Below are 17,748 nucleotides of genomic sequence, written 5' to 3'. Positions count from 1 at the left end.
GCCCATGACTCAGACACCCACAGCCCACATCCCCGCGCCGGGGCAGGCGCGAGCCCACTTCACCGTTCCGGCCACGCATCCGATGGTGACCGTGCTCGGCTCGGGTGACGCCCTGTTGCGCGTGATCGAGAAGGCCTTCCCGAAGGCCGACATCCATGTTCGGGGCAATCAGGTCAGCGCGATCGGCGAAGCGGTCGAAGTCGCTCTGATCCAGCGGCTTTTCGACGAGATGATGCTGGTGCTCCGCACCGGGCAGCCGATGACGGAGGACGCGGTGGAACGCTCGATCGCCATGCTCAAGGCCAGCGGCAACGGCAACGGCGACGGGCCCGCCGAAACGCCCGCGGAGGTGCTCACCCAGAACATCCTCTCCAGCCGTGGCCGCACCATCAGGCCCAAGACCCTGAACCAGAAGCGGTACGTCGACGCGATCGACAAGAACACGATCGTCTTCGGCATCGGCCCCGCCGGTACCGGCAAGACCTACCTCGCCATGGCCAAGGCCGTGCAGGCCCTCCAGTCCAAGCAGGTCAGCCGGATCATCCTGACCCGGCCGGCCGTCGAGGCGGGGGAGCGGCTCGGCTTCCTGCCGGGCACCCTCTTCGACAAGATCGACCCGTACCTGCGCCCGCTCTACGACGCGCTGCACGACATGATCGACCCCGACTCGATCCCGCGGCTGATGGCGGCGGGCACGATCGAGGTGGCACCGCTGGCATACATGCGTGGAAGAGCGCACCCAGTCTTCACCAAGGTGCTGACGCCAGACGGCTGGCGCGCCATCGGTGACCTTGAGGTGGGCGATCTGGTCATCGGTTCGAACGGCGAGCCGACCCCGGTCCTCGGCGTGTACCCGCAGGGCGAGAAGGATATCTACCGGCTATCGGCCCAGGACGGTTCCTCGACGCTGTGCTGCGGTGAACACCTGTGGACGGTCCGTACCGCCTCGGACGAGCGCCGCGACGAGCCGTGGCGGGTCCTGGAAACCAAGGAGATGATCGGCAACCTTCGTGCGGCGCACGCCCGCCGTTACGAACTGCCGATGCTCACCGCTCCCGTCGCCTTCCCCGAGCGCGAGGTCCCCATGGACCCGTACGCGCTTGGTCTGCTGCTCGGCGACGGGTGCCTCACCGGCTCCACCACGCCGTGCTTCTCCACAGAGGACGAGGAGCTGGTCCGCGCCCTGGAGGCAGCCCTTCCTGGAGTGGCCGCACGTCACCGGGGCGGTCCCGACTATGTCCTGAACCGGGTGAAGTCGCCCGGTGACGCGGTCACTCTCGAGAACCCGGTCACTCGGGTGATGCGGGAACCGGATCTGCTCGGCAGCCGTTCGCACTCCGAGTTCGTACCGGACGACTACCTGTTCAACACGGCGGATGTCCGCCTCGCGGTACTCCAAGGCCTGCTCGACTCCGACGGAGTCCCGGTCACCCAGCGGGACCGTACCTGCCGGATCCAGTACTCCACTACCTCGATCGTCCTGCGGGACGACGTGATCGCTCTCGTCCAGTCGCTCGGCGGCGTGGCCCACACCCGACGGCGCACGGCAGAGGGCGGGGTGCAAGGCACTGCCATCGCCGCACACCGGCATGACGCGCACGTCGTCGACATCCGGCTCCCCGAGGACATCCAGCCCTTCCGCCTGACCCGCAAGCGGGACACATACCTGGCGGCCGGTGGGGGCGGCAGGCCGATGCGCTTCATCGACTCCATCGAGCCCGCGGGCCGAGAAGAGTCGGTGTGTATCCAGGTGGCCGCCGAGGACTCGCTGTACGTGACGCAGGACTACCTGCTGACGCACAACACGCTCAATGAGGCGTTCGTCGTCCTCGACGAGGCGCAGAACACGACCGCCGAGCAGATGAAGATGTTCCTGACCCGGCTCGGCTTCGACTCGAAGATCGTCGTCACCGGTGACGTCACGCAGATCGACCTGCCGGGTGGCGCCAAGAGCGGTCTGCGGGAGGTCCAGAAGATCCTCGAAGGGGTCCCGGACGTCCACTTCTCGCGGCTCACGTCCGAGGATGTCGTCCGCCACAAGCTGGTCGGCCGTATCGTCGACGCGTACGAGAAGTACGACGACAGCCAGCAGGCCTCGAACGGCCATCCACGGAAGTAGAACCCAGCGCACCATGTCGATCGACGTCAACAACGAGTCCGGAACCGAGGTCGACGAGCAGGCGATCCTCGACATCGCCCGCTACGCGCTCACCCGGATGCGGATCCACCCGCTCTCCGAGCTCTCCGTCATCGTCATCGACGAGGATGCCATGGAGCAGCTCCACATCCAGTGGATGGATCTGCCCGGTCCGACCGACGTCATGTCCTTCCCGATGGACGAGCTCCGTCCGCCGACCAAGGACGACGAGGAGGCCCCGCAGGGGCTCCTCGGTGACATCGTGCTGTGTCCCGAGGTCGCCAAGAGGCAGGGTGAGGAAGCCCCGACGCAGCACTCCATGGACGAGGAGCTCCAGCTCCTGACCGTCCACGGAGTGCTGCACCTGCTCGGCTACGACCACGAGGAGCCGGACGAGAAGGCCGAGATGTTCGGCCTCCAGGCGGCCATCGTCGACGGCTGGCGCGGCGAGCGCGGCGTGACCGGTCCGTCCCCGGCTCCGACCGTCTCGTGAACGCGCCGCAACTGATCACCGGGGCCGTCCTGCTGGTGGTGGTGGCCTGGTTCGCCGCGTGCGCCGAATCCGGCATCGCCCGCATCTCGAGCTTCCGGGCCGAGCAGGCCGTACGGGAGGGCCGGCGCGGGAGCGAGAAGCTCGCCCAGGTCGCCGGCGACCCCACCCGCTACCTCAATGTGGCCCTGCTGGTCAGGGTCACCTGCGAGATGGCCGCCGGGGTGCTCGTCACCTACGTCTGCCTCGACGAGTTCGGCGAGAACTGGACCGCGCTGCTCGTGGCCATCGCCGTCATGGTGCTCGTCTCCTTCGTCGCCGTGGGCGTGTCCCCGCGTACGATCGGCCGCCAGCACCCGCTGAACACGGCGACGGCGGCCGCGTACGTCCTCGTACCGCTGGCCAGGATCATGGGACCGATCCCGCAGCTGCTGATCCTCATCGGCAACGCGCTCACGCCAGGGAAGGGCTTCCGCAAGGGGCCGTTCGCCTCCGAGGCCGAGCTGCGCGCGATGGTGGACCTCGCGGAGCGGGAATCGCTGATCGAGGACGACGAGCGCCGGATGGTGCACCAGGTCTTCGAGCTCGGCGACACGCTGGTGCGCGAGGTGATGGTGCCGCGCACCGACCTGGTCTGCATCGAGCGGTACAAGACGGTCCGTCAGGCGACGACGCTCGCGCTGCGGTCCGGCTTCTCCCGCATCCCCGTGACCGGGGAGAACGAGGACGACATAGTCGGGATCGTCTACCTGAAGGACCTGGTCCGCAAGACGCACATCAGCCGGGAGGCGGAGGCCGACCTGGTCTCGACCGCGATGCGGTCGGCCGTCTTCGTGCCGGACACCAAGAACGCGGGCGATCTGCTGCGCGAGATGCAGCAGGTGCGCAACCACGTGGCCGTCGTCATCGACGAGTACGGCGGCACGGCCGGCATCGTCACCATCGAGGACATCCTGGAAGAGATCGTCGGCGAGATCACCGACGAGTACGACCGGGAACTCCCGCCGGTCGAGCACCTGGGCGAGGACCGCTACCGGGTCACCGCGCGACTGGACATCACCGACCTCGGCGAGCTGTTCAAGGTCGAGGCCTTCGACGACGAGGACGTGGAGACGGTCGGCGGACTCCTGGCGAAGGCGCTGGGCCGGGTGCCGATCGCGGGCGCCTCCTCCGTGGTGGAACTGCCGGACGGGCGTCCGCTGCGACTGACGGCCGAGTCCCCGGCCGGGCGGCGGAACAAGATCGTGACGGTACTGGTGGAGCCGGTGGCCGCGGCGGAGGCCGCGGGGGAGGAGGGGGAATGACCTCGGAGCAGCTGCGCGCGTTCTGTCTGGGCTTCAACGCGGCGGTGGAGGAATTCCCCTTCACGCCGGAGATCTCGGTGTTCAAGGTGCTGGGCAAGGTGTTCGCGCTGTCGGCGCTCGACGCGGAGCCGCTCAAGGTCAATCTCAAGTGCGACCCGGAGCTGGCGGTGCGGCTGCGTGAGGAGCACGAGGCGATCGAGCCGGGCTACCACATGAACAAGCGGCACTGGAACACCGTGACGGTGGGCGGGCCGGGCGGCCTGCCGGACCGGCTGGTGCGGGAGCTGGTGGAGGACTCGTACGACCTGGTGGTCGCGGGCCTGCCGAAGGCGGAGCGGCTGCGGCTGGACCGGCCGTAGCGGTGCCCTCGGCTTGGCGGCGGGGTGGTCGCGCGGGGGTGCGGGGGCGCTCCCTATGCTTTCGCCCATGACCGACAGCACCGGGATCGACCCCGAGGACAGCAAGATCATCACGCTGGCGCGCAGCGCCCGGGCCCGTAACGGGGTGCCCGAGGGGGCGGCGGTGCGCGACGAGACGGGCCGCACGTACGTCGCCGGGACGGTGGAGCTCGACTCGCTGAAGCTGAGCGCGCTGCGGACGGCGGTCGCGATGGCGGTGGCGAGCGGGGCGCGGTCGCTGGAGGCGGCGGCGGTCGTCAGCGCGGCCGACGCGCCGGCCGACGCCGATCGCGCGGCGGTGCGGGACCTCGGCGGCCCGGACACCCCGGTCCTCCTGGCGGCCCCGGACGGCACCCTGAAGTCCACCACCCCGGCCGGCCCGTAGCCTCCCGGCGGGCAACTCCAGCCTCGCCGGCGGGGCTTAATGCGCCCGGGCCGCCAGGGCTAGAGGTGGCGGCGGTGGATGGTCATCGCCATCAGTGCGGCCACCGCGCACAGCGCGCCCGAGGCGTACCAGACGACGTCGTACGAGCCGGTGAGGTCGCGGACCAGGCCACCCAGGAAGGCCACCACCGCCGCGCCGAGCTGGTGCGAGGCCAGGACCCAGCCGAAGACGATCGCGCCGTCGTCCCCGTAGTGCTCCCGGCACAGCGCGATCGTCGGCGGGACGGTCGCGACCCAGTCCAGGCCGTAGAAGACGATGAAGAAGAGCAGCGGCGGCCGTACCGACGGCGCCAGCAGCATCGGCAGGAAGAGCAGCGAGAGCCCGCGCAGGGCGTAGTAGACGGCCAGCAGCCGCCGGGAGTCGAAGCGGTCCGTGAACCAGCCGGAGGCCACCGTGCCGATCACGTCGAACACGCCGACCACCGCCAGCAGCCCCGCGGCCGCCGTCACCGGCATGCCGTGGTCGTGGGCGGCGGGCACGAAGTGGGTCTTGACCAGGCCGTTCGTCGAGGCCCCGCAGATCGCGAAGGTGCCAGCCAGTAGCCAGAACGGGCCGGTGCGGGCCGCGTCGAGGAGCACCTTCAGCGCGCGCCGGGTCGCGCCCGGGGTCGGGTCCGGCTTCGGCGCGTAGGCGCCGCCGTACGGCGCGAGCCCCACGTCCGCCGGGTGGTCGCGCATCAGCAGCCATACGAAGGGGGACACGGCCAGCGCCGCCAGGGAGACCGTCACCGTCGCCGGGCGCCAGCCGTGGTGGTCGACCAGCCAGGCCAGCAGCGGCAGGAAGACCAGCTGGCCGGAGGCGCCGGCCGCGGTCAGGATGCCGGTCACCAGGCCGCGCCGGGCGGTGAACCAGCGGTTGGTCACCGTCGCCGCGAAGGCCAGGGCCATGGAGCCGCTGCCCAGCCCCACGAGGACGCCCCAGAACAGCACGAGCTGCCAGGGCTCGGTCATCCACACCGTGGCCATCGAGCCCGAGGCGATGACGAGCAGGGCCAGGGCCACGACCAGGCGGATGCCGAAGCGGTCCATCAGGGCCGCGGCGAAGGGTGCGGTGAGCCCGTACAGCGCGAGGTTGACCGAGACGGCGAAGCCGATGGTGCCGCGCGACCAGTCGAACTCCGCGTGCAGCGCCTCGATGAGCAGTCCGGGCAGGGAGGCGAAGCCGGCCGCGCCGATGATCGTCACGAAGGCGACGGCGGCGACGAACCAGGCGCGGTGGATGCGGGCGGGCCGTTGTGGGGCGCGCGCGGGGGCCGTGGAGGCGGGGGCTGTCTGGGGCACGCGGACAGCTTCCGGCCGGCGGGGGACCGTACGAAAGTGGCTTGACTGTCATGCTTCGCTACGATCGGGCCATGGAGTCGCGGAAGCAGGCGCATCGGGTCGTCGTCCTCGCGCTCACCGGGCTGCTGCCCTTCGAGCTCGGCATCCCGCACCGGATCTTCGGGCGGGCCGAGGACCCGGCCGGGCGGCCGCTGTACGAGATCCTCACGTGCGGACTCGCCCCCGGGCCGGTGCGCACGGACGCCGACTTCGCGATCCACGTCGAGCACGGCCCCGAACTGCTGGCCACGGCCGACACGGTCGTGGTGCCGGCCTCGTACGAACTGGGCCCGGTGCACGAGGAGGGCACGCTGACCGACGAGCTCGCGGCGGCCCTCGCCCACATCCGGCCCGGCACCCGGCTCGTCTCCATCTGCACGGGCGGGTACGTGCTGGCCGCCGCCGGGTTCCTCGACGGGCGCCCCGCCGCCACCCACTGGGCCTCGGCCGAGCACTTCCAGCGGCTCTTCCCGGCCGTCCGGGTCGACCCGGACGTGCTCTACACCGACGACGGGGACGTGCTGACCTCGGCCGGGGTCGCCGCCGGCGTCGACCTGTGCCTGCACATCGTGCGCCGCGACCACGGCACGGCCATCGCCAACGAGGTGGCCCGGCGGACCGTCGTACCGCCCCACCGGGAGGGCGGGCAGGCGCAGTTCGTCGCACGCCCGATGCCCGAGCCGCAGCTCGCCACGACCACGGCGGCCCGCGCGTGGGTGCTGGACCGGCTCCACGAGCCGCTCCGGCTGACCGACCTGGCCCGGCAGGAGGTCATGTCGGTACGGACCTTCACGCGCCGGTTCCGTGAGGAGTCGGGCGTCAGTCCCGGTCAGTGGATCGTCGGCCGGCGGGTGGAGCGGGCCCGGCAGCTGCTGGAGCAGACGGAGCTGCCGATGGAGCAGGTCGCGCGGGACAGCGGCTTCGGCACGGCCCAGTCGCTGCGCAAGCACGTGCGGGCGGCCTTGGGAGTGAGCCCGACCGCCTACCGCCGCACCTTCCGCACGGCAGCCGCGACGGGGCCGGCGGGCACCCCGCCATCTCCTGATGGGCCATCAGTTGATGCCGGACCCGTGCATTGACTTCTCCCGCCCCCCGCTCGTGAATGACCCCCTGCGCAGGGCGCGGCGCGAGGGAACCCAGGGGGCGGGCAGTGCGAACAGGGGTGCGCAAGCGGAGATGGTCGGCGGCCGTCGGCATGGCCGTGCTGGCCGCCACGACCGGGGGCGCCCTGAGCGCGCCCGCCGCGGCCGAGGGGGAGACGCCCCCCGGCCAGGTGGACTTCCCCACCCATTGCCCGGCGCCCCAGGAGGCCGGGCTGCCGCCCGCGGACGGGCCGACCACCGCCCGGATCACCGTCGACCATCCCGCCCCGCAGGTCGGCGACACCGTCACCGTCACCTACCAGGTGCTCCGCACCCCGGCCCTGAACCCGGTCGGCGCCGAACTCCCCGCCGACGCGCTCACCCCCACCGGCCGGATCCTCCTGGGGGGCGCCCAGAACGGTGAGGTCACCGTGGTCGGGGCCAAGCGCAACGACCCCGTCCCCGCGGGTGCGCCCCTCCCGGCCGTCACCATGACCGGCACCTTCACCGTCACCGCGCCCGGCGAGACCACCCTGGCCCCGGGCAGCTACACCCTCCACACCAGCCACTCCCTGGACCTCGAGACCACCTGCACCGCGGACCCGGAGTCCCCCACGCCCGTCTCCGCACGCCTGACCGCGGCCGCACTGCCCACGGCCAACCTGCGCAGCGTCTTCCCCGGCGCGGCCCACGGCGGACCGGGCGACCGGGTCGAGGTCACCGCCGTCGGCTTCCCGCCCGGCGCGGCCGTCACGGTGGCCGGCCGGGCCGGCGCCGCCGAGACCGCCGACCGGGTGCGTGCCACCGCCGACGCGCTGGGCACGGCCCGGGTCGAGCTGCCGGTCACGGACCGGGCCACCACCGCGGTGATCGCCTACGAGGGCGCCGCCTGGTCGGCGGGCAAGGGCTCGGGCCCGGCCGCGTACACGGTCATCGACGCCATCCCGCCGCCGTCCTCCCGTACCCGCGAGGTCACGGCCACCGTCGAGCCGGGCGCGCTCGGCATGACCCAGGCGGGCGAGGACATCACCCTCGGCGCCGTCCCCTACGGCGACGGGGGCGCCGCCCCCGGCCGGATCGGGACGGTCACCGTCACGGACGCCCGCGGCGGTCCGGCCGGCTGGTCCCTGATCGGCAAGGTCAGCGACTTCACCGGACCCGGCGGGATCCGCATCCCGGGCGCGTCCCTGTCCTGGACGCCGAAGTGCGTGGCGGCCGAGGGCAGCCGGAGCGTCTGTACGGCGGGCAGCGCGGGCGTTGTCGGTCCCGACGGGGCACTCCTCGCCTCCACCCCCGACGGCCCGCTGGTCGGCGGCACCTTCACCATCGACGCCACGGTCACCCTCCAGGTGCCGCCGTACACCCCGCCGGGCGCGTACACGGCGGTCCTGACCCTGACCCTGTCGTGACGGGGCGGACAGGACGACTCCTCCTCCGTGTCCCGGGGCTCCGCCCCGCACCCCGCGCCTCAAACGCCGGAGGGGCTGTATTTCAGCCCGTCCGGCGGTTACGGACCGGGTCCGGGCAGAGCCCGGGAAACGGCGAAAGGGCGGGGCGGGGACGGCTTCGCGCAGCGGCGGTCCTCCTGCTCGGCGGGGTCGTCATCTTCGGGCCCGCCGGGACGGCAGAGGCGGCGGACGACGGGCAGTGGTCCGTCCTGCCCGTCGCGAACGCCGTCGGGCAGCGGCCCTGCTTCTACCTCGCCGCAGCCCCCGGCCAGGCCGTCACCGACGCCGTCATCGTCACCAACCGCACCGACCGGCCCCGCACCTTCCGGCTCTACGCCGCCGACGCCCACAACGCCGCCCGCGACGGCGGGTTCGCCGTGCGCGGGCCCGACGAGCCGCGGCTGGCCACCGCCGCGTGGGCGAGGCTCGACCGGGAGCGGGTGACCGTACCGGCCCGGGGGTCGGTCGCCGTCGGCTTCACCCTCACCGTCCCCGACCGGGCGGAGCCGGGGGACCACCCGGGCGCGGTCGTGGCCCTGGAGGAGCGGCCGGCCGCAGCCGCCACCGGCGGCGGGATCGGCGTCCAGCAGGCCGTCGCCGCCCGGCTGTACCTGCGGGTGACCGGCCCCACCGCCCCCGCCCTCGTCGTCCGCGGGGTCAGCGTGAACCGCCGCGGCTCCGGGGCGGAGATCTCGTACACGCTCCACAACATCGGCAATGTCACCCTCCGCCCGCGCGTCGCCCTCGCCGCCACCGGCCTGCTCGGACGCCGGCTCCTCGACCGCGAGCTGGGCGGGGTGCCCGCCGAGCTGCTGCCGGGTCAGGAAGTACGGCTCGGAGCCCGTTGGGAGGGCGCGACCAGAACGGAATGGGCCGAGGTCACCGTGCGCGCCCGAGTGGACGGAACCACAGCTCAGGGCCGTGCGGACCTCGCCGATCACCCCTCGCCGACGGCCCTGCCGGCCCTCGCTGCGGTGATCTGGTCGGCGCTGGGAGCCGCATCGGGGAGAATGGCCCGTATGAGCGATCGTTCCCCCGAGTCCACCGCCCCGCACCGTGCGGGGTTCGCCTGCTTCGTCGGCCGCCCCAACGCGGGGAAGTCGACCCTCACCAACGCACTCGTGGGCACCAAGGTCGCGATCACCTCCAACCGGCCGCAGACCACCCGCCACACCGTCCGCGGCATCGTGCACCGCCCCGACGCCCAGCTCGTCCTCGTCGACACGCCCGGCCTGCACAAGCCGCGCACCCTGCTCGGCGAGCGCCTCAACGACGTCGTACGGACCACCTGGGCCGAGGTCGACGTCATCGGCTTCTGCCTGCCGGCCGACCAGAAGCTCGGCCCCGGCGACAAGTTCATCGCCAAGGAGCTGGCGGGGATCAAGAAGACCCCCAAGATCGCCATCATCACCAAGACCGACCTGGTCGAGTCCAAGGTGGTGGGCGAGCAGCTCATCGCCGTGCACCGGCTCGCCGAGGAGCTCGGTTTCGAGTGGGCCGAGATCGTTCCCGTCTCGGCGGTCGGCGACACCCAGGTCCAGCTGCTGGCCGACCTGATCGCGCCGCTGCTGCCGGAGAGCCCGCCGCTGTACCCGGAGGGCGACCTCACCGACGAGCCCGAGATGGTCATGGTCGCGGAGCTGATCCGCGAGGCCGCGCTCGAGGGCGTACGGGACGAGCTCCCGCACTCCATCGCCGTGGTCGTCGAGGAGATGATTCCGCGCGAGAACCGTCCGGCGGACCGCCCGCTGCTCGACATCCACGCCAACGTCTACATCGAGCGGCCGAGCCAGAAGGGCATCATCATCGGCCCGAAGGGCTCCCGCCTGAAGGAGGTCGGGATGAAGTCGCGCAAGCACATCGAGGCGCTGCTCGGCACCCCGGTCTTCCTCGACCTGCACGTGAAGGTCGCCAAGGACTGGCAGCGGGACCCCAAGCAGCTGCGCAAGCTCGGCTTCTGACGGACGACAGCGCGAGCGCACGACACGACGACGACGCACGGACGCGGCCCCCGCTCGGGGGCCGCGTCCGTGCGTCGTCGGTCGCTTCGTCCGGCTACGCGGCGGGTCGGCGCACCCGCACCACATTGTCCGTACGGGTCCCCGGAGTACCGTCGGGCTGCTGCTGGATCCGCTCGGACTCCTCGGCCCGCAGCACCTCCCAGCCCGCCGTGACCGGCTTCAGCTGCGCGAGGACGTCCTCGGGCGTGGGGAAGTGGGCTTCCTCCCGCTCCTCCTGCCACGGCGCCCAGCCCGCGTGGCCGACCACCAGCAGGGTGCCGCCCGGGGCCACGGCCGAGGCGGCCGCGCGCAGGATCGCGTCGCGCGGGAAGTCCCCGTAGTTGTGCAGGAAGCACGCGGAGACGAGGTCGAACTCGCCCGCCGGGAAGGACTCCGTCAGGTCGTACCGCGCGAAGGTGACGCGCTCGGCGACCCCGGCGTCCGCCGCGTGCTCGGCGGCCCGGCCGAGGGCGACCCCGGAGATGTCCGTCCCGGTGACGGTCCACCCGCGGCGGGCCAGCCAGACGGCGTCGCCGCCCTCCCCGCAGCCGAGGTCGAGGGCCCGTCCCGGAGCGAGGTCGGACACCTCGCGCACCAGCATCGCGTTGGCCTCGCCGCTCCAGATGCGGTCGCTCTCCCCGTAGCGGCCGTCCCAGAACTCCTCGCCCGCGGGCGGCGCGTCCGCGGGGTGGTCGTGGGAGTGCGCGTGCGCGTGCGTGTGGGCGTGCTCGGTCATGGGTCCCTCTTCCAGTACGGGTGCCGGTACGGCCGATGCTCCGCCCGACCCGCCCGCGGGGGCAAACCCTGTTGCCGTTCCGGCAAACAGGGGCCGGGCGGAGCGGGCACTGCGCCCACCTGCCCCGGTCCGGTCCCCCAGCAGGTGCGGCCGCCCTCGGCCGCGGTCAGCGGCGCGGGCCACCCCCGAGCGGGCGGATCACTCCGGGGGCTCGGCGATCAGGGCGGTGCCCACCCGGCGGAAGCCGATGCGGCCGTAGACGCGTGCCACGTCCTCGTCGCCGGCCGAGAGGAAGACCGTACGGGCCCCGCGCGCCCGGGCCCGCGCGACGAGCGCGGCCGTCACGGCGAGGGCCAGGCCCTGGCGGCGGGCCGACGGGAGGGTGCCGACGGCCACGACCTCCACCACGTCCCCGACCGGGTTGTACAGGCCCGAGCAGAGCACCACGCCGCCCCGTACGGCCGCGGCCATGGTCGCGGTGCCCGCCGCCAGCTTCGCGGACACCCGGGCACGGCCCTCCTCGGCCGAGGGCTGCGCCATCGCCGCCGCCAGCTCCGCGGGGCCGGCCTCGCCGACCGCCGTGCCCGGGTCCGCGAAGGCCAGGGCCGGGACGGTCACCGCGGCGATCAGCAGCGGGTCTTCCGCGTCGAGCAGTCGCACCTCCGGGTGCGGGGGAAGGGCGCGGGTCGAGGGGTCCAGCACCATCAGGGGGTGCGCGTGGACATGGAGTCCCGCCGCCTCCGCCGCGGCCCGCAGCGAGGGGCTGTTTTCGGCCACCCACTCGAAGGCCTCGGGCACCTTCAGTTCCCGCTGTCGCTCCAGGACCCGTCGCACGTCGGCCGCGGTCGCGGCGGGGCCGCCGAGCGCGGGCCGCGCGTAGTACGGCCAGCCCGCGCCCTCCTGGACGAACAGGGTCAGCGCGCCGAAGTCCTCGGCGCGGGCCCCACCCACCCGCGGCACCGTGTCGTAGTACCGCTCCAGCTCGGACAGCGGCGAATCGATCATGTGGTCAGTCATCCGGCCATCCAAACAAAGCGGCGCCGCCCGGGCACCCCCATTCCGGCGCCGCTCACGGCCACACGCTCAGGCGCCCTCCTTCAAGACCCGCGAGATCAGCGCCCGCTGGGCCTCCGTGAGGTTCGGCTCCGCGCAGGCCACCGTCCGCCCGTCCACCGTGATCCGGTACGAGAAGCCGTCCCGGACCCGGTCCGCCGGGTCGCCCGGCGGAGCGGGCCGCAGCGCGAGCCGGGCCAGGGCCTGCCACTCGTCCTCGTCCGGCCGGCCGGAGGTGTCCACCTCGGCCCGCCGTTCGATGCCCGCGAAGCCGCCCGTCCGTACCACCTGAATCCGCATGGGAGCTCTCTACCCCGCGAGCGGGACGCCCACGGCGGACCACGCCTTCTGGAGCGCCTGGTGCTCGGCGCCGCCGTCGCCGTACCGGGTCACGGCCGCGGCCGTCGAGAGCCTGGCGAAGTCCGCGAAGTCCGCGTTCTCGGCGAGCTCCCCGCCGGTCAGGGCGTCGTACCAGATCTGCCCGGCCCGCTCCCAGGCCTTGCCGCCCAGCTCGGTCGCCACGATGTAGAAGGCGTGGTTGGGGATGCCCGAGTTGATGTGGACCCCGCCGTTGTCGCTGTGGGTGTTCACGTAGTCGTCCATGGTGCCCGGCTGCGGGTCCTTGCCGAGCTCGTCGTCGTCGTACGCGGTGCCGGGCGCCTTCATGGAGCGCAGCGCCACCCCCGTGACATCGGGGCCCAGCAGCCCGGCCCCGATCAGCCAGTCGGCCTGCTCGGCGGTCTGCTCCAGGGAGTACTGCTTGATCAGCGAGCCGAAGACGTCCGACATCGACTCGTTCAGGGCGCCGGACTGCCCGTGGTAGGTCAGGTTGGCCGTGTACTGGGTGACCCCGTGGGTCAGCTCGTGCCCGATGACGTCCACCGACACGGTGAAGTCGAGGAAGAGGTCCCCGTCCCCGTCGCCGAAGACCATCTGCTGGCCGTCCCAGAAGGCGTTGTTGTACTCCTCGCCGTAGTGGACGGTCGCGTCCAGGGCGAGACCGGAGTCGTCGATCGAGCGCCGCCCGAAGCCCTTCAGGAACAGTTCGTAGGTGGCCCCGAGTCCCGCGTACGCGCGGTTGACCGTGGCGTCCTTGCTCAGCGGGCCGCCCTCCCCGCGCACCTTCCTCCCGGGCAGCCGGGTGCGGTGCTGGGCGTCGTAGATCGTCCGGTCCGGTTCGTCGGAGACCGGCACGGCGAGGGCGGGGACGATCCCGCGGACGGCGGTGACCCGGCGCCGGGTGCGCAGCAGGGAGTCGCGTTCGAGGGTGCGCTGGGCGAGGTCGGCGCGGCGGGCGTCCGCGGACCGGGCGGCCTTGTCGAGGAGGTGCGGCGGTACGACGGTGCAGAAGACGGGGTGATGGCGGTGAGCGTGGGAGGCATCCATGCCCGGCAATGTGGCAGTGCGTCATGGTGCTGTCACTAGCTGCGACCATGATTCATTCACTTGTCTGAAAGCGGTAACGCTGGATTGACGGAACATCCTGACGTGATGGGATGAAACGAGGTTTGGCTCACATTTAGGGCAAATCGGACCCTCGGGTCTTGCATACTGAAACAGGTCCTCGCGACACGGCGCGGCTCGGCTAGGCTCGGTCCATCATGCGTTTCGGGCTGCTTCTCCTTAGCCGCCGCGGCGAGGGTCTGTAGTCGTAGGCCGACCCCCTCCCCGCGGAGTTCGGTGTTGCGGTTTTCACTACCGCCGTCGGCCGTCCCAGCGAACTACACGCGGACACGCGAGGAGCCCAACGCCATGAGCCAGCAGCCTTTTGTCGGTCGCCCCACGCCCATCACGAACGCGACCCACACCCAGCAGTCCTCCGGGATGCCGATCCACAAGTACGGACAGTACGAGCAGGTGGACATCCCGGACCGCACCTGGCCGGGCGCCCGCGTCACCAAGGCCCCCCGCTGGCTCTCCACCGACCTGCGCGACGGAAACCAGTCGCTGATCGACCCGATGACCCCCGCCCGCAAGCGCGAGATGTTCGACCTGCTGGTGCGCATGGGCTACAAGGAGATCGAGGTCGGCTTCCCCTCCTCCGGCGAGACCGACTTCGCCTTCGTGCGCTCCATCATCGAAGAGGGCGCGATCCCGGACGACGTGACCATCTCCGTACTGACCCAGGCCCGCGAGGACCTGATCGAGCGGACCGTGGAGTCGGTGGTCGGCGCCAAGCGCGCCACCGTCCACCTGTACAACGCGACCGCCCCGACCTTCCGCCGGGTCGTCTTCCGCGGCTCCAAGGAGCAGATCAAGCAGATCGCCGTCGACGGCACCCGCCTGGTCATGGAGTACGCCGAGAAGCTGCTGGGTCCGGAGACCACCTTCGGCTACCAGTACAGCCCGGAGATCTTCACCGACACCGAGCTGGACTTCGCCCTCGAGGTCTGCGAGGCCGTCTGCGACGTCTGGCAGCCGGCCGAGGGCCGCGAGATCATCCTGAACCTGCCCGCCACCGTGGAGCGCTCGACGCCGTCCACGCACGCGGACCGCTTCGAGTGGATGGGCCGCAACCTGACCCGCCGCGAGCACATCTGCATCTCCGTCCACCCGCACAACGACCGCGGCACCGCCGTGGCCGCCGCCGAACTGGCCCTGATGGCCGGCGCCGACCGCATCGAGGGCTGCCTGTTCGGGCAGGGCGAGCGCACCGGCAACGTCGACCTGATCACCCTGGGCATGAACCTGTTCTCCCAGGGCATCGACCCGCAGATCGACTTCTCGCAGATCGACGAGATCCGTCGCACCAGCGAGTACTGCAACCAGATGGAAGTCCACCCGCGCCACCCCTACGCGGGCGACCTCGTCTACACCGCCTTCTCCGGCTCCCACCAGGACGCCATCAAGAAGGGCTTCGACGCCATGGAGGCCGACGCGGCCGCCCGGGGCAAGACCGTCGACGACATCGAGTGGGCCGTTCCGTACCTGCCCATCGACCCGAAGGACGTCGGCCGGTCCTACGAGGCGGTCATCCGCGTCAACTCGCAGTCCGGCAAGGGCGGCATCGCCTACGTCCTGAAGAACGACCACAAGCTGGACCTGCCGCGCCGGATGCAGATCGAGTTCTCCCGGATCATCCAGGCCAAGACCGACTCCGAGGGCGGAGAGGTCACGCCGAAGGCGATCTGGTCGGTCTTCGAGGACGAGTACCTGCCCAACCCCGAGAACCCGTGGGGCCGAGTCCAGCTGCGCTCCGGTTCCACCGCGACCGACAAGGACGGCACGGACACCCTGACCGTCGAGGCGGTCGTGGACGGCGTGGAGGCGGTCCTGGACGGCACCGGCAACGGTCCGATCTCGGCCTTCTTCGACGCGCTGGCCGGCATCGGCATCGACGCCCGCCTGCTGGACTACACCGAGCACACCATGAGCGAGGGCGCCTCCGCCGTGGCCGCCTCGTACATCGAGTGCGCCATCGACGGCCGTGTCCTGTGGGGCATCGGTATCGACGCCAACACCACCCGCGCCTCCCTGAAGGCGGTCATCTCCGCCGTCAACCGCGCGGGCCGCTGATCCCCCGTACGTGAGCCCCGCCCCCTTCCCGGCCGAAGGGGGCGGGGCCGCGTCGTTCAGCGAGCCAGGTAGCCGCCGTCCACCGGCAGGATCGCGCCCGTCACGAACGAGGCCGCGTCCGAGGCCAGGAAGGCGATGACCCGGGCCACCTCCTCCGGCTCGCCGAGCCGCCCCATCGGGTGCGCCCCCGCCATCTGCGACAGGTACTCCGGCCCGCCCGGCTCGTCCCGCAGCGCGATCACCCGCTCCGTACGGATGGTTCCCGGTGCCACCGCGTTGACCCGGATCCCGTGCGCGGCCCACTCCACCGCGAGGTGCTTGGTCAGCCCCGACGCCACGAACTTCGCGGGTCCGTACGCGGCCTGGCGCGCCTGGCCGGCCACTCCCGAGATCGAGGACACGCAGACCAGAGCCCCGCCGGGCCGCGGCTGCGCGGTCATCGCCTCGATGGCGTACTTGCAGGTCAGGAACATGCCGCGACCGTCGACCGCCATGACGTGGTCCCAGTCCTCGGGGCTGGTCTCCCGTACGTCGGAGAGCGGGAGCACCCCGGCGTTCGCCACGGCGACGTCCAGGCGTCCGTACGCCCGGACCGCCGCGGCCACCATCGCTCGATTGGCCTCCGGATCGGCGACGTCACCGGCGACCGCGGTGATCGCGTACCCCTCGGCGGCCAGTTCCGTACGCAGGGCCTCGACCCCGGAGGCATTGATGTCGGCCGCGGTCACCCGGGCCCCCGAGCGGGCCAGCAGCAGGGCGGTGGCCCGGCCGATCCCGCTCGCGGCGCCGGTGACCAGACAGGACTTCTCGTTCATGCGGCGAACCCTAGAGGGAGCGGGTCGGGCCCCGGGGGACGCCGGGGGCGCAGACCGGCCAAGTCCGCGGCCCCGGCACATGTTGTCTTGTCACACGACTGACGCATCCTCACTGATGTGGCTAACATCACGCCCACCCGGCGATGTTGCCGGAAGGTTACGGAGGTGCGACGTGCTGCCAGTTCGGGGTGGGGACGGCCGGAAGCTGACGGTCTGGGGCACCCGTACCACCTGGAGCACCGTGGGCGACGGGGAGTTCTTCTGCCCGGCCTGCGGTGGCGACCGCAACTACCGCCGGCGCACCGGACGACGCCGGTTCACCGTCCTCGGGGTGCCGCTGCTGCCCCGCGGGCAGGACGGGCCCGTCATCGAGTGCCAGGGCTGCCGCGCCCGCTTCGACACCGACGTCCTGGACCACCTCACCACGACCCGCTTCACGGCCCTCCTGCGCGACGCCGTGCACACCGTGGCGCTCGCCGTGCTCACCGCGGGCGGGACGACCTCGCGCAGCGCGCTGGAGGCCGCGGTGGGCGCCGTACGGGCCGCGGGCTTCCAGGACTGCACCGAGGAGCAGCTGGAGTCCCTCGTGGAGGCGCTGTCCACGGACGAGGGCCGGCTCGGGCTGTACGACGTCCCGGAGTGCTGCGGGGCGGCGCTGTCGATAGAGCTGCACGAGGCCCTGGAGCCGCTGGCCCCGCACCTGGCCGGCCCGGGTCGTGAATCGATCCTGCTCCAGGGGGCCCGTATCGCGCTCGCGGACGGCCCGTACACCCCGGCCGAGCGCGAGGTGCTCGCCACGATCGGCGCGGCGCTGCGGATCGACACGGACGAGGTGGCCCGGCTGCTGTCGGCGGTGCGTGCGCCCTAAGGCCCGGATCGGACACGAACGGGCCCTGCGCGAGCAAGCGGCGCAGGGCCCGTTCGTGTCCGTCCGGCGGCCCCGATCCGGCCGAATCGGCCTTCCGTGACGTAACGATCCGGCCTCACGAGGCTGATTTCGGGACG

16 protein-coding genes are annotated in these 17,748 nt (G+C 72.1%); 10 read left to right on the top strand and 6 right to left on the bottom strand.

Annotated elements, in window-relative coordinates; translation table 11 throughout:
- Positions 1-4 precede the first annotated feature (4 nt).
- The 5 genes from ACIQZO_RS23895 (at position 5) to ACIQZO_RS23875 (ending at position 4,714) form a co-directional block, all read left to right on the top strand.
- Entirely contained in the window at positions 5-2,119 is a 2,115-nt protein-coding gene (locus ACIQZO_RS23895) for a PhoH family protein (protein WP_403629374.1), read from the top strand.
- A gap of 13 nt (positions 2,120-2,132) precedes the next feature.
- Positions 2,133-2,630 carry an rRNA maturation RNase YbeY gene (gene ybeY / locus ACIQZO_RS23890; RefSeq protein WP_403629371.1) on the top strand — a complete coding sequence of 166 codons (498 nt, stop codon included), beginning with the start codon at positions 2,133-2,135 and terminating at the stop codon, positions 2,628-2,630.
- A complete protein-coding gene (locus ACIQZO_RS23885) occupies positions 2,627-3,931 on the top strand; it encodes a hemolysin family protein (protein WP_403629369.1) in 1,305 nt (434 codons plus the stop codon). The genes ybeY and ACIQZO_RS23885 overlap by 4 nt, the downstream gene beginning before the upstream one ends.
- A complete protein-coding gene (locus ACIQZO_RS23880) occupies positions 3,928-4,290 on the top strand; it encodes an MmcQ/YjbR family DNA-binding protein (protein WP_403629366.1) in 363 nt (120 codons plus the stop codon). The genes ACIQZO_RS23885 and ACIQZO_RS23880 overlap by 4 nt, the downstream gene beginning before the upstream one ends.
- Before the next feature lie 67 nt (positions 4,291-4,357).
- Positions 4,358-4,714 carry a cytidine deaminase gene (locus tag ACIQZO_RS23875; protein WP_403629364.1) on the top strand — a complete coding sequence of 119 codons (357 nt, stop codon included), beginning with the start codon at positions 4,358-4,360 and terminating at the stop codon, positions 4,712-4,714.
- Positions 4,715-4,773: 59 nt separating this feature from the next.
- On the opposite strand, the gene ACIQZO_RS23870 is transcribed toward ACIQZO_RS23875, so the two are convergent.
- Positions 4,774-6,054 carry an MFS transporter gene (locus ACIQZO_RS23870; protein WP_403629362.1) on the bottom strand — a complete coding sequence of 427 codons (1,281 nt, stop codon included), beginning with the start codon at positions 6,052-6,054 and terminating at the stop codon, positions 4,774-4,776.
- Positions 6,055-6,125: 71 nt separating this feature from the next.
- Here ACIQZO_RS23870 and ACIQZO_RS23865 point away from each other — a divergent pair, with 71 nt between their 5' ends.
- The 3 genes from ACIQZO_RS23865 (at position 6,126) to era (ending at position 10,584) form a co-directional block, all read left to right on the top strand.
- Complete coding sequence (locus tag ACIQZO_RS23865) at positions 6,126-7,172, top strand: GlxA family transcriptional regulator (RefSeq protein WP_403629359.1); 1,047 nt, start codon at positions 6,126-6,128, stop codon at positions 7,170-7,172.
- A 116-nt stretch (positions 7,173-7,288) separates the two neighbouring features.
- A complete protein-coding gene (locus ACIQZO_RS23860; protein WP_403629473.1) occupies positions 7,289-8,584 on the top strand; it encodes a beta-xylosidase in 1,296 nt (431 codons plus the stop codon).
- A gap of 1,049 nt (positions 8,585-9,633) precedes the next feature.
- Entirely contained in the window at positions 9,634-10,584 is a 951-nt protein-coding gene (gene era, locus ACIQZO_RS23855) for a GTPase Era (RefSeq protein WP_327266774.1), read from the top strand.
- Between the two features lie 94 nt (positions 10,585-10,678).
- On the opposite strand, the gene ACIQZO_RS23850 is transcribed toward era, so the two are convergent.
- The 4 genes from ACIQZO_RS23850 to ACIQZO_RS23835 form a co-directional block, all read right to left on the bottom strand.
- Positions 10,679-11,359 carry an SAM-dependent methyltransferase gene (locus ACIQZO_RS23850; RefSeq protein WP_403629356.1) on the bottom strand — a complete coding sequence of 227 codons (681 nt, stop codon included), beginning with the start codon at positions 11,357-11,359 and terminating at the stop codon, positions 10,679-10,681.
- A 198-nt stretch (positions 11,360-11,557) separates the two neighbouring features.
- Complete coding sequence (locus tag ACIQZO_RS23845; protein WP_403629354.1) at positions 11,558-12,376, bottom strand: GNAT family N-acetyltransferase; 819 nt, start codon at positions 12,374-12,376, stop codon at positions 11,558-11,560.
- 66 nt (positions 12,377-12,442) lie between these two features.
- Entirely contained in the window at positions 12,443-12,712 is a 270-nt protein-coding gene (locus ACIQZO_RS23840) for a protealysin inhibitor emfourin (protein ID WP_403629352.1), read from the bottom strand.
- 9 nt (positions 12,713-12,721) lie between these two features.
- A complete protein-coding gene (locus ACIQZO_RS23835) occupies positions 12,722-13,798 on the bottom strand; it encodes a M4 family metallopeptidase (RefSeq protein ID WP_403629349.1) in 1,077 nt (358 codons plus the stop codon).
- Positions 13,799-14,164: 366 nt separating this feature from the next.
- Here ACIQZO_RS23835 and leuA point away from each other — a divergent pair, with 366 nt between their 5' ends.
- Positions 14,165-15,928, top strand: coding sequence for a 2-isopropylmalate synthase (gene leuA, locus ACIQZO_RS23830; protein ID WP_403629346.1), 1,764 nt, complete (start codon positions 14,165-14,167; stop codon positions 15,926-15,928).
- 56 nt (positions 15,929-15,984) lie between these two features.
- Here leuA and ACIQZO_RS23825 read toward each other — a convergent pair whose 3' ends face one another.
- Entirely contained in the window at positions 15,985-16,743 is a 759-nt protein-coding gene (locus ACIQZO_RS23825; RefSeq protein ID WP_403629343.1) for an SDR family NAD(P)-dependent oxidoreductase, read from the bottom strand.
- Between the two features lie 172 nt (positions 16,744-16,915).
- Between ACIQZO_RS23825 and ACIQZO_RS23820 the strand changes: the two genes are divergently transcribed.
- A complete protein-coding gene (locus tag ACIQZO_RS23820; RefSeq protein ID WP_403629340.1) occupies positions 16,916-17,611 on the top strand; it encodes a TerB family tellurite resistance protein in 696 nt (231 codons plus the stop codon).
- Positions 17,612-17,748 lie beyond the last annotated feature (137 nt).

The organism is Streptomyces sp. NPDC097617, from assembly GCF_044761485.1.
Lineage (GTDB): Bacteria > Actinomycetota > Actinomycetes > Streptomycetales > Streptomycetaceae > Streptomyces.
The sequence above is the reverse complement of the archived record's forward strand: the minus strand, read 5'-3'. Positions and strand labels throughout refer to the sequence as shown.

Excerpts from the sequence above, each read along its gene's own strand:
- ACIQZO_RS23895 (WP_403629374.1), top strand. The coding sequence starts at position 5 with ATGACTCAGACACCCACAGCCCACATCCCCGCGCCGGGGCAGGCGCGA.
- ybeY (WP_403629371.1), top strand. The coding sequence starts at position 2,133 with ATGTCGATCGACGTCAACAACGAGTCCGGAACCGAGGTCGACGAGCAG.
- ACIQZO_RS23880 (WP_403629366.1), top strand. The coding sequence starts at position 3,928 with ATGACCTCGGAGCAGCTGCGCGCGTTCTGTCTGGGCTTCAACGCGGCG.
- ACIQZO_RS23875 (WP_403629364.1), top strand. The coding sequence starts at position 4,358 with ATGACCGACAGCACCGGGATCGACCCCGAGGACAGCAAGATCATCACG.
- ACIQZO_RS23865 (WP_403629359.1), top strand. The coding sequence starts at position 6,126 with ATGGAGTCGCGGAAGCAGGCGCATCGGGTCGTCGTCCTCGCGCTCACC.
- ACIQZO_RS23860 (WP_403629473.1), top strand. The coding sequence starts at position 7,289 with ATGGCCGTGCTGGCCGCCACGACCGGGGGCGCCCTGAGCGCGCCCGCC.
- era (WP_327266774.1), top strand. The coding sequence starts at position 9,634 with ATGGCCCGTATGAGCGATCGTTCCCCCGAGTCCACCGCCCCGCACCGT.
- ACIQZO_RS23850 (WP_403629356.1), bottom strand. The coding sequence starts at position 11,359 with ATGACCGAGCACGCCCACACGCACGCGCACGCGCACTCCCACGACCAC.
- ACIQZO_RS23845 (WP_403629354.1), bottom strand. The coding sequence starts at position 12,376 with ATGACTGACCACATGATCGATTCGCCGCTGTCCGAGCTGGAGCGGTAC.
- ACIQZO_RS23840 (WP_403629352.1), bottom strand. The coding sequence starts at position 12,712 with ATGCGGATTCAGGTGGTACGGACGGGCGGCTTCGCGGGCATCGAACGG.
- ACIQZO_RS23835 (WP_403629349.1), bottom strand. The coding sequence starts at position 13,798 with ATGGATGCCTCCCACGCTCACCGCCATCACCCCGTCTTCTGCACCGTC.
- leuA (WP_403629346.1), top strand. The coding sequence starts at position 14,165 with ATGAGCCAGCAGCCTTTTGTCGGTCGCCCCACGCCCATCACGAACGCG.
- ACIQZO_RS23825 (WP_403629343.1), bottom strand. The coding sequence starts at position 16,743 with ATGAACGAGAAGTCCTGTCTGGTCACCGGCGCCGCGAGCGGGATCGGC.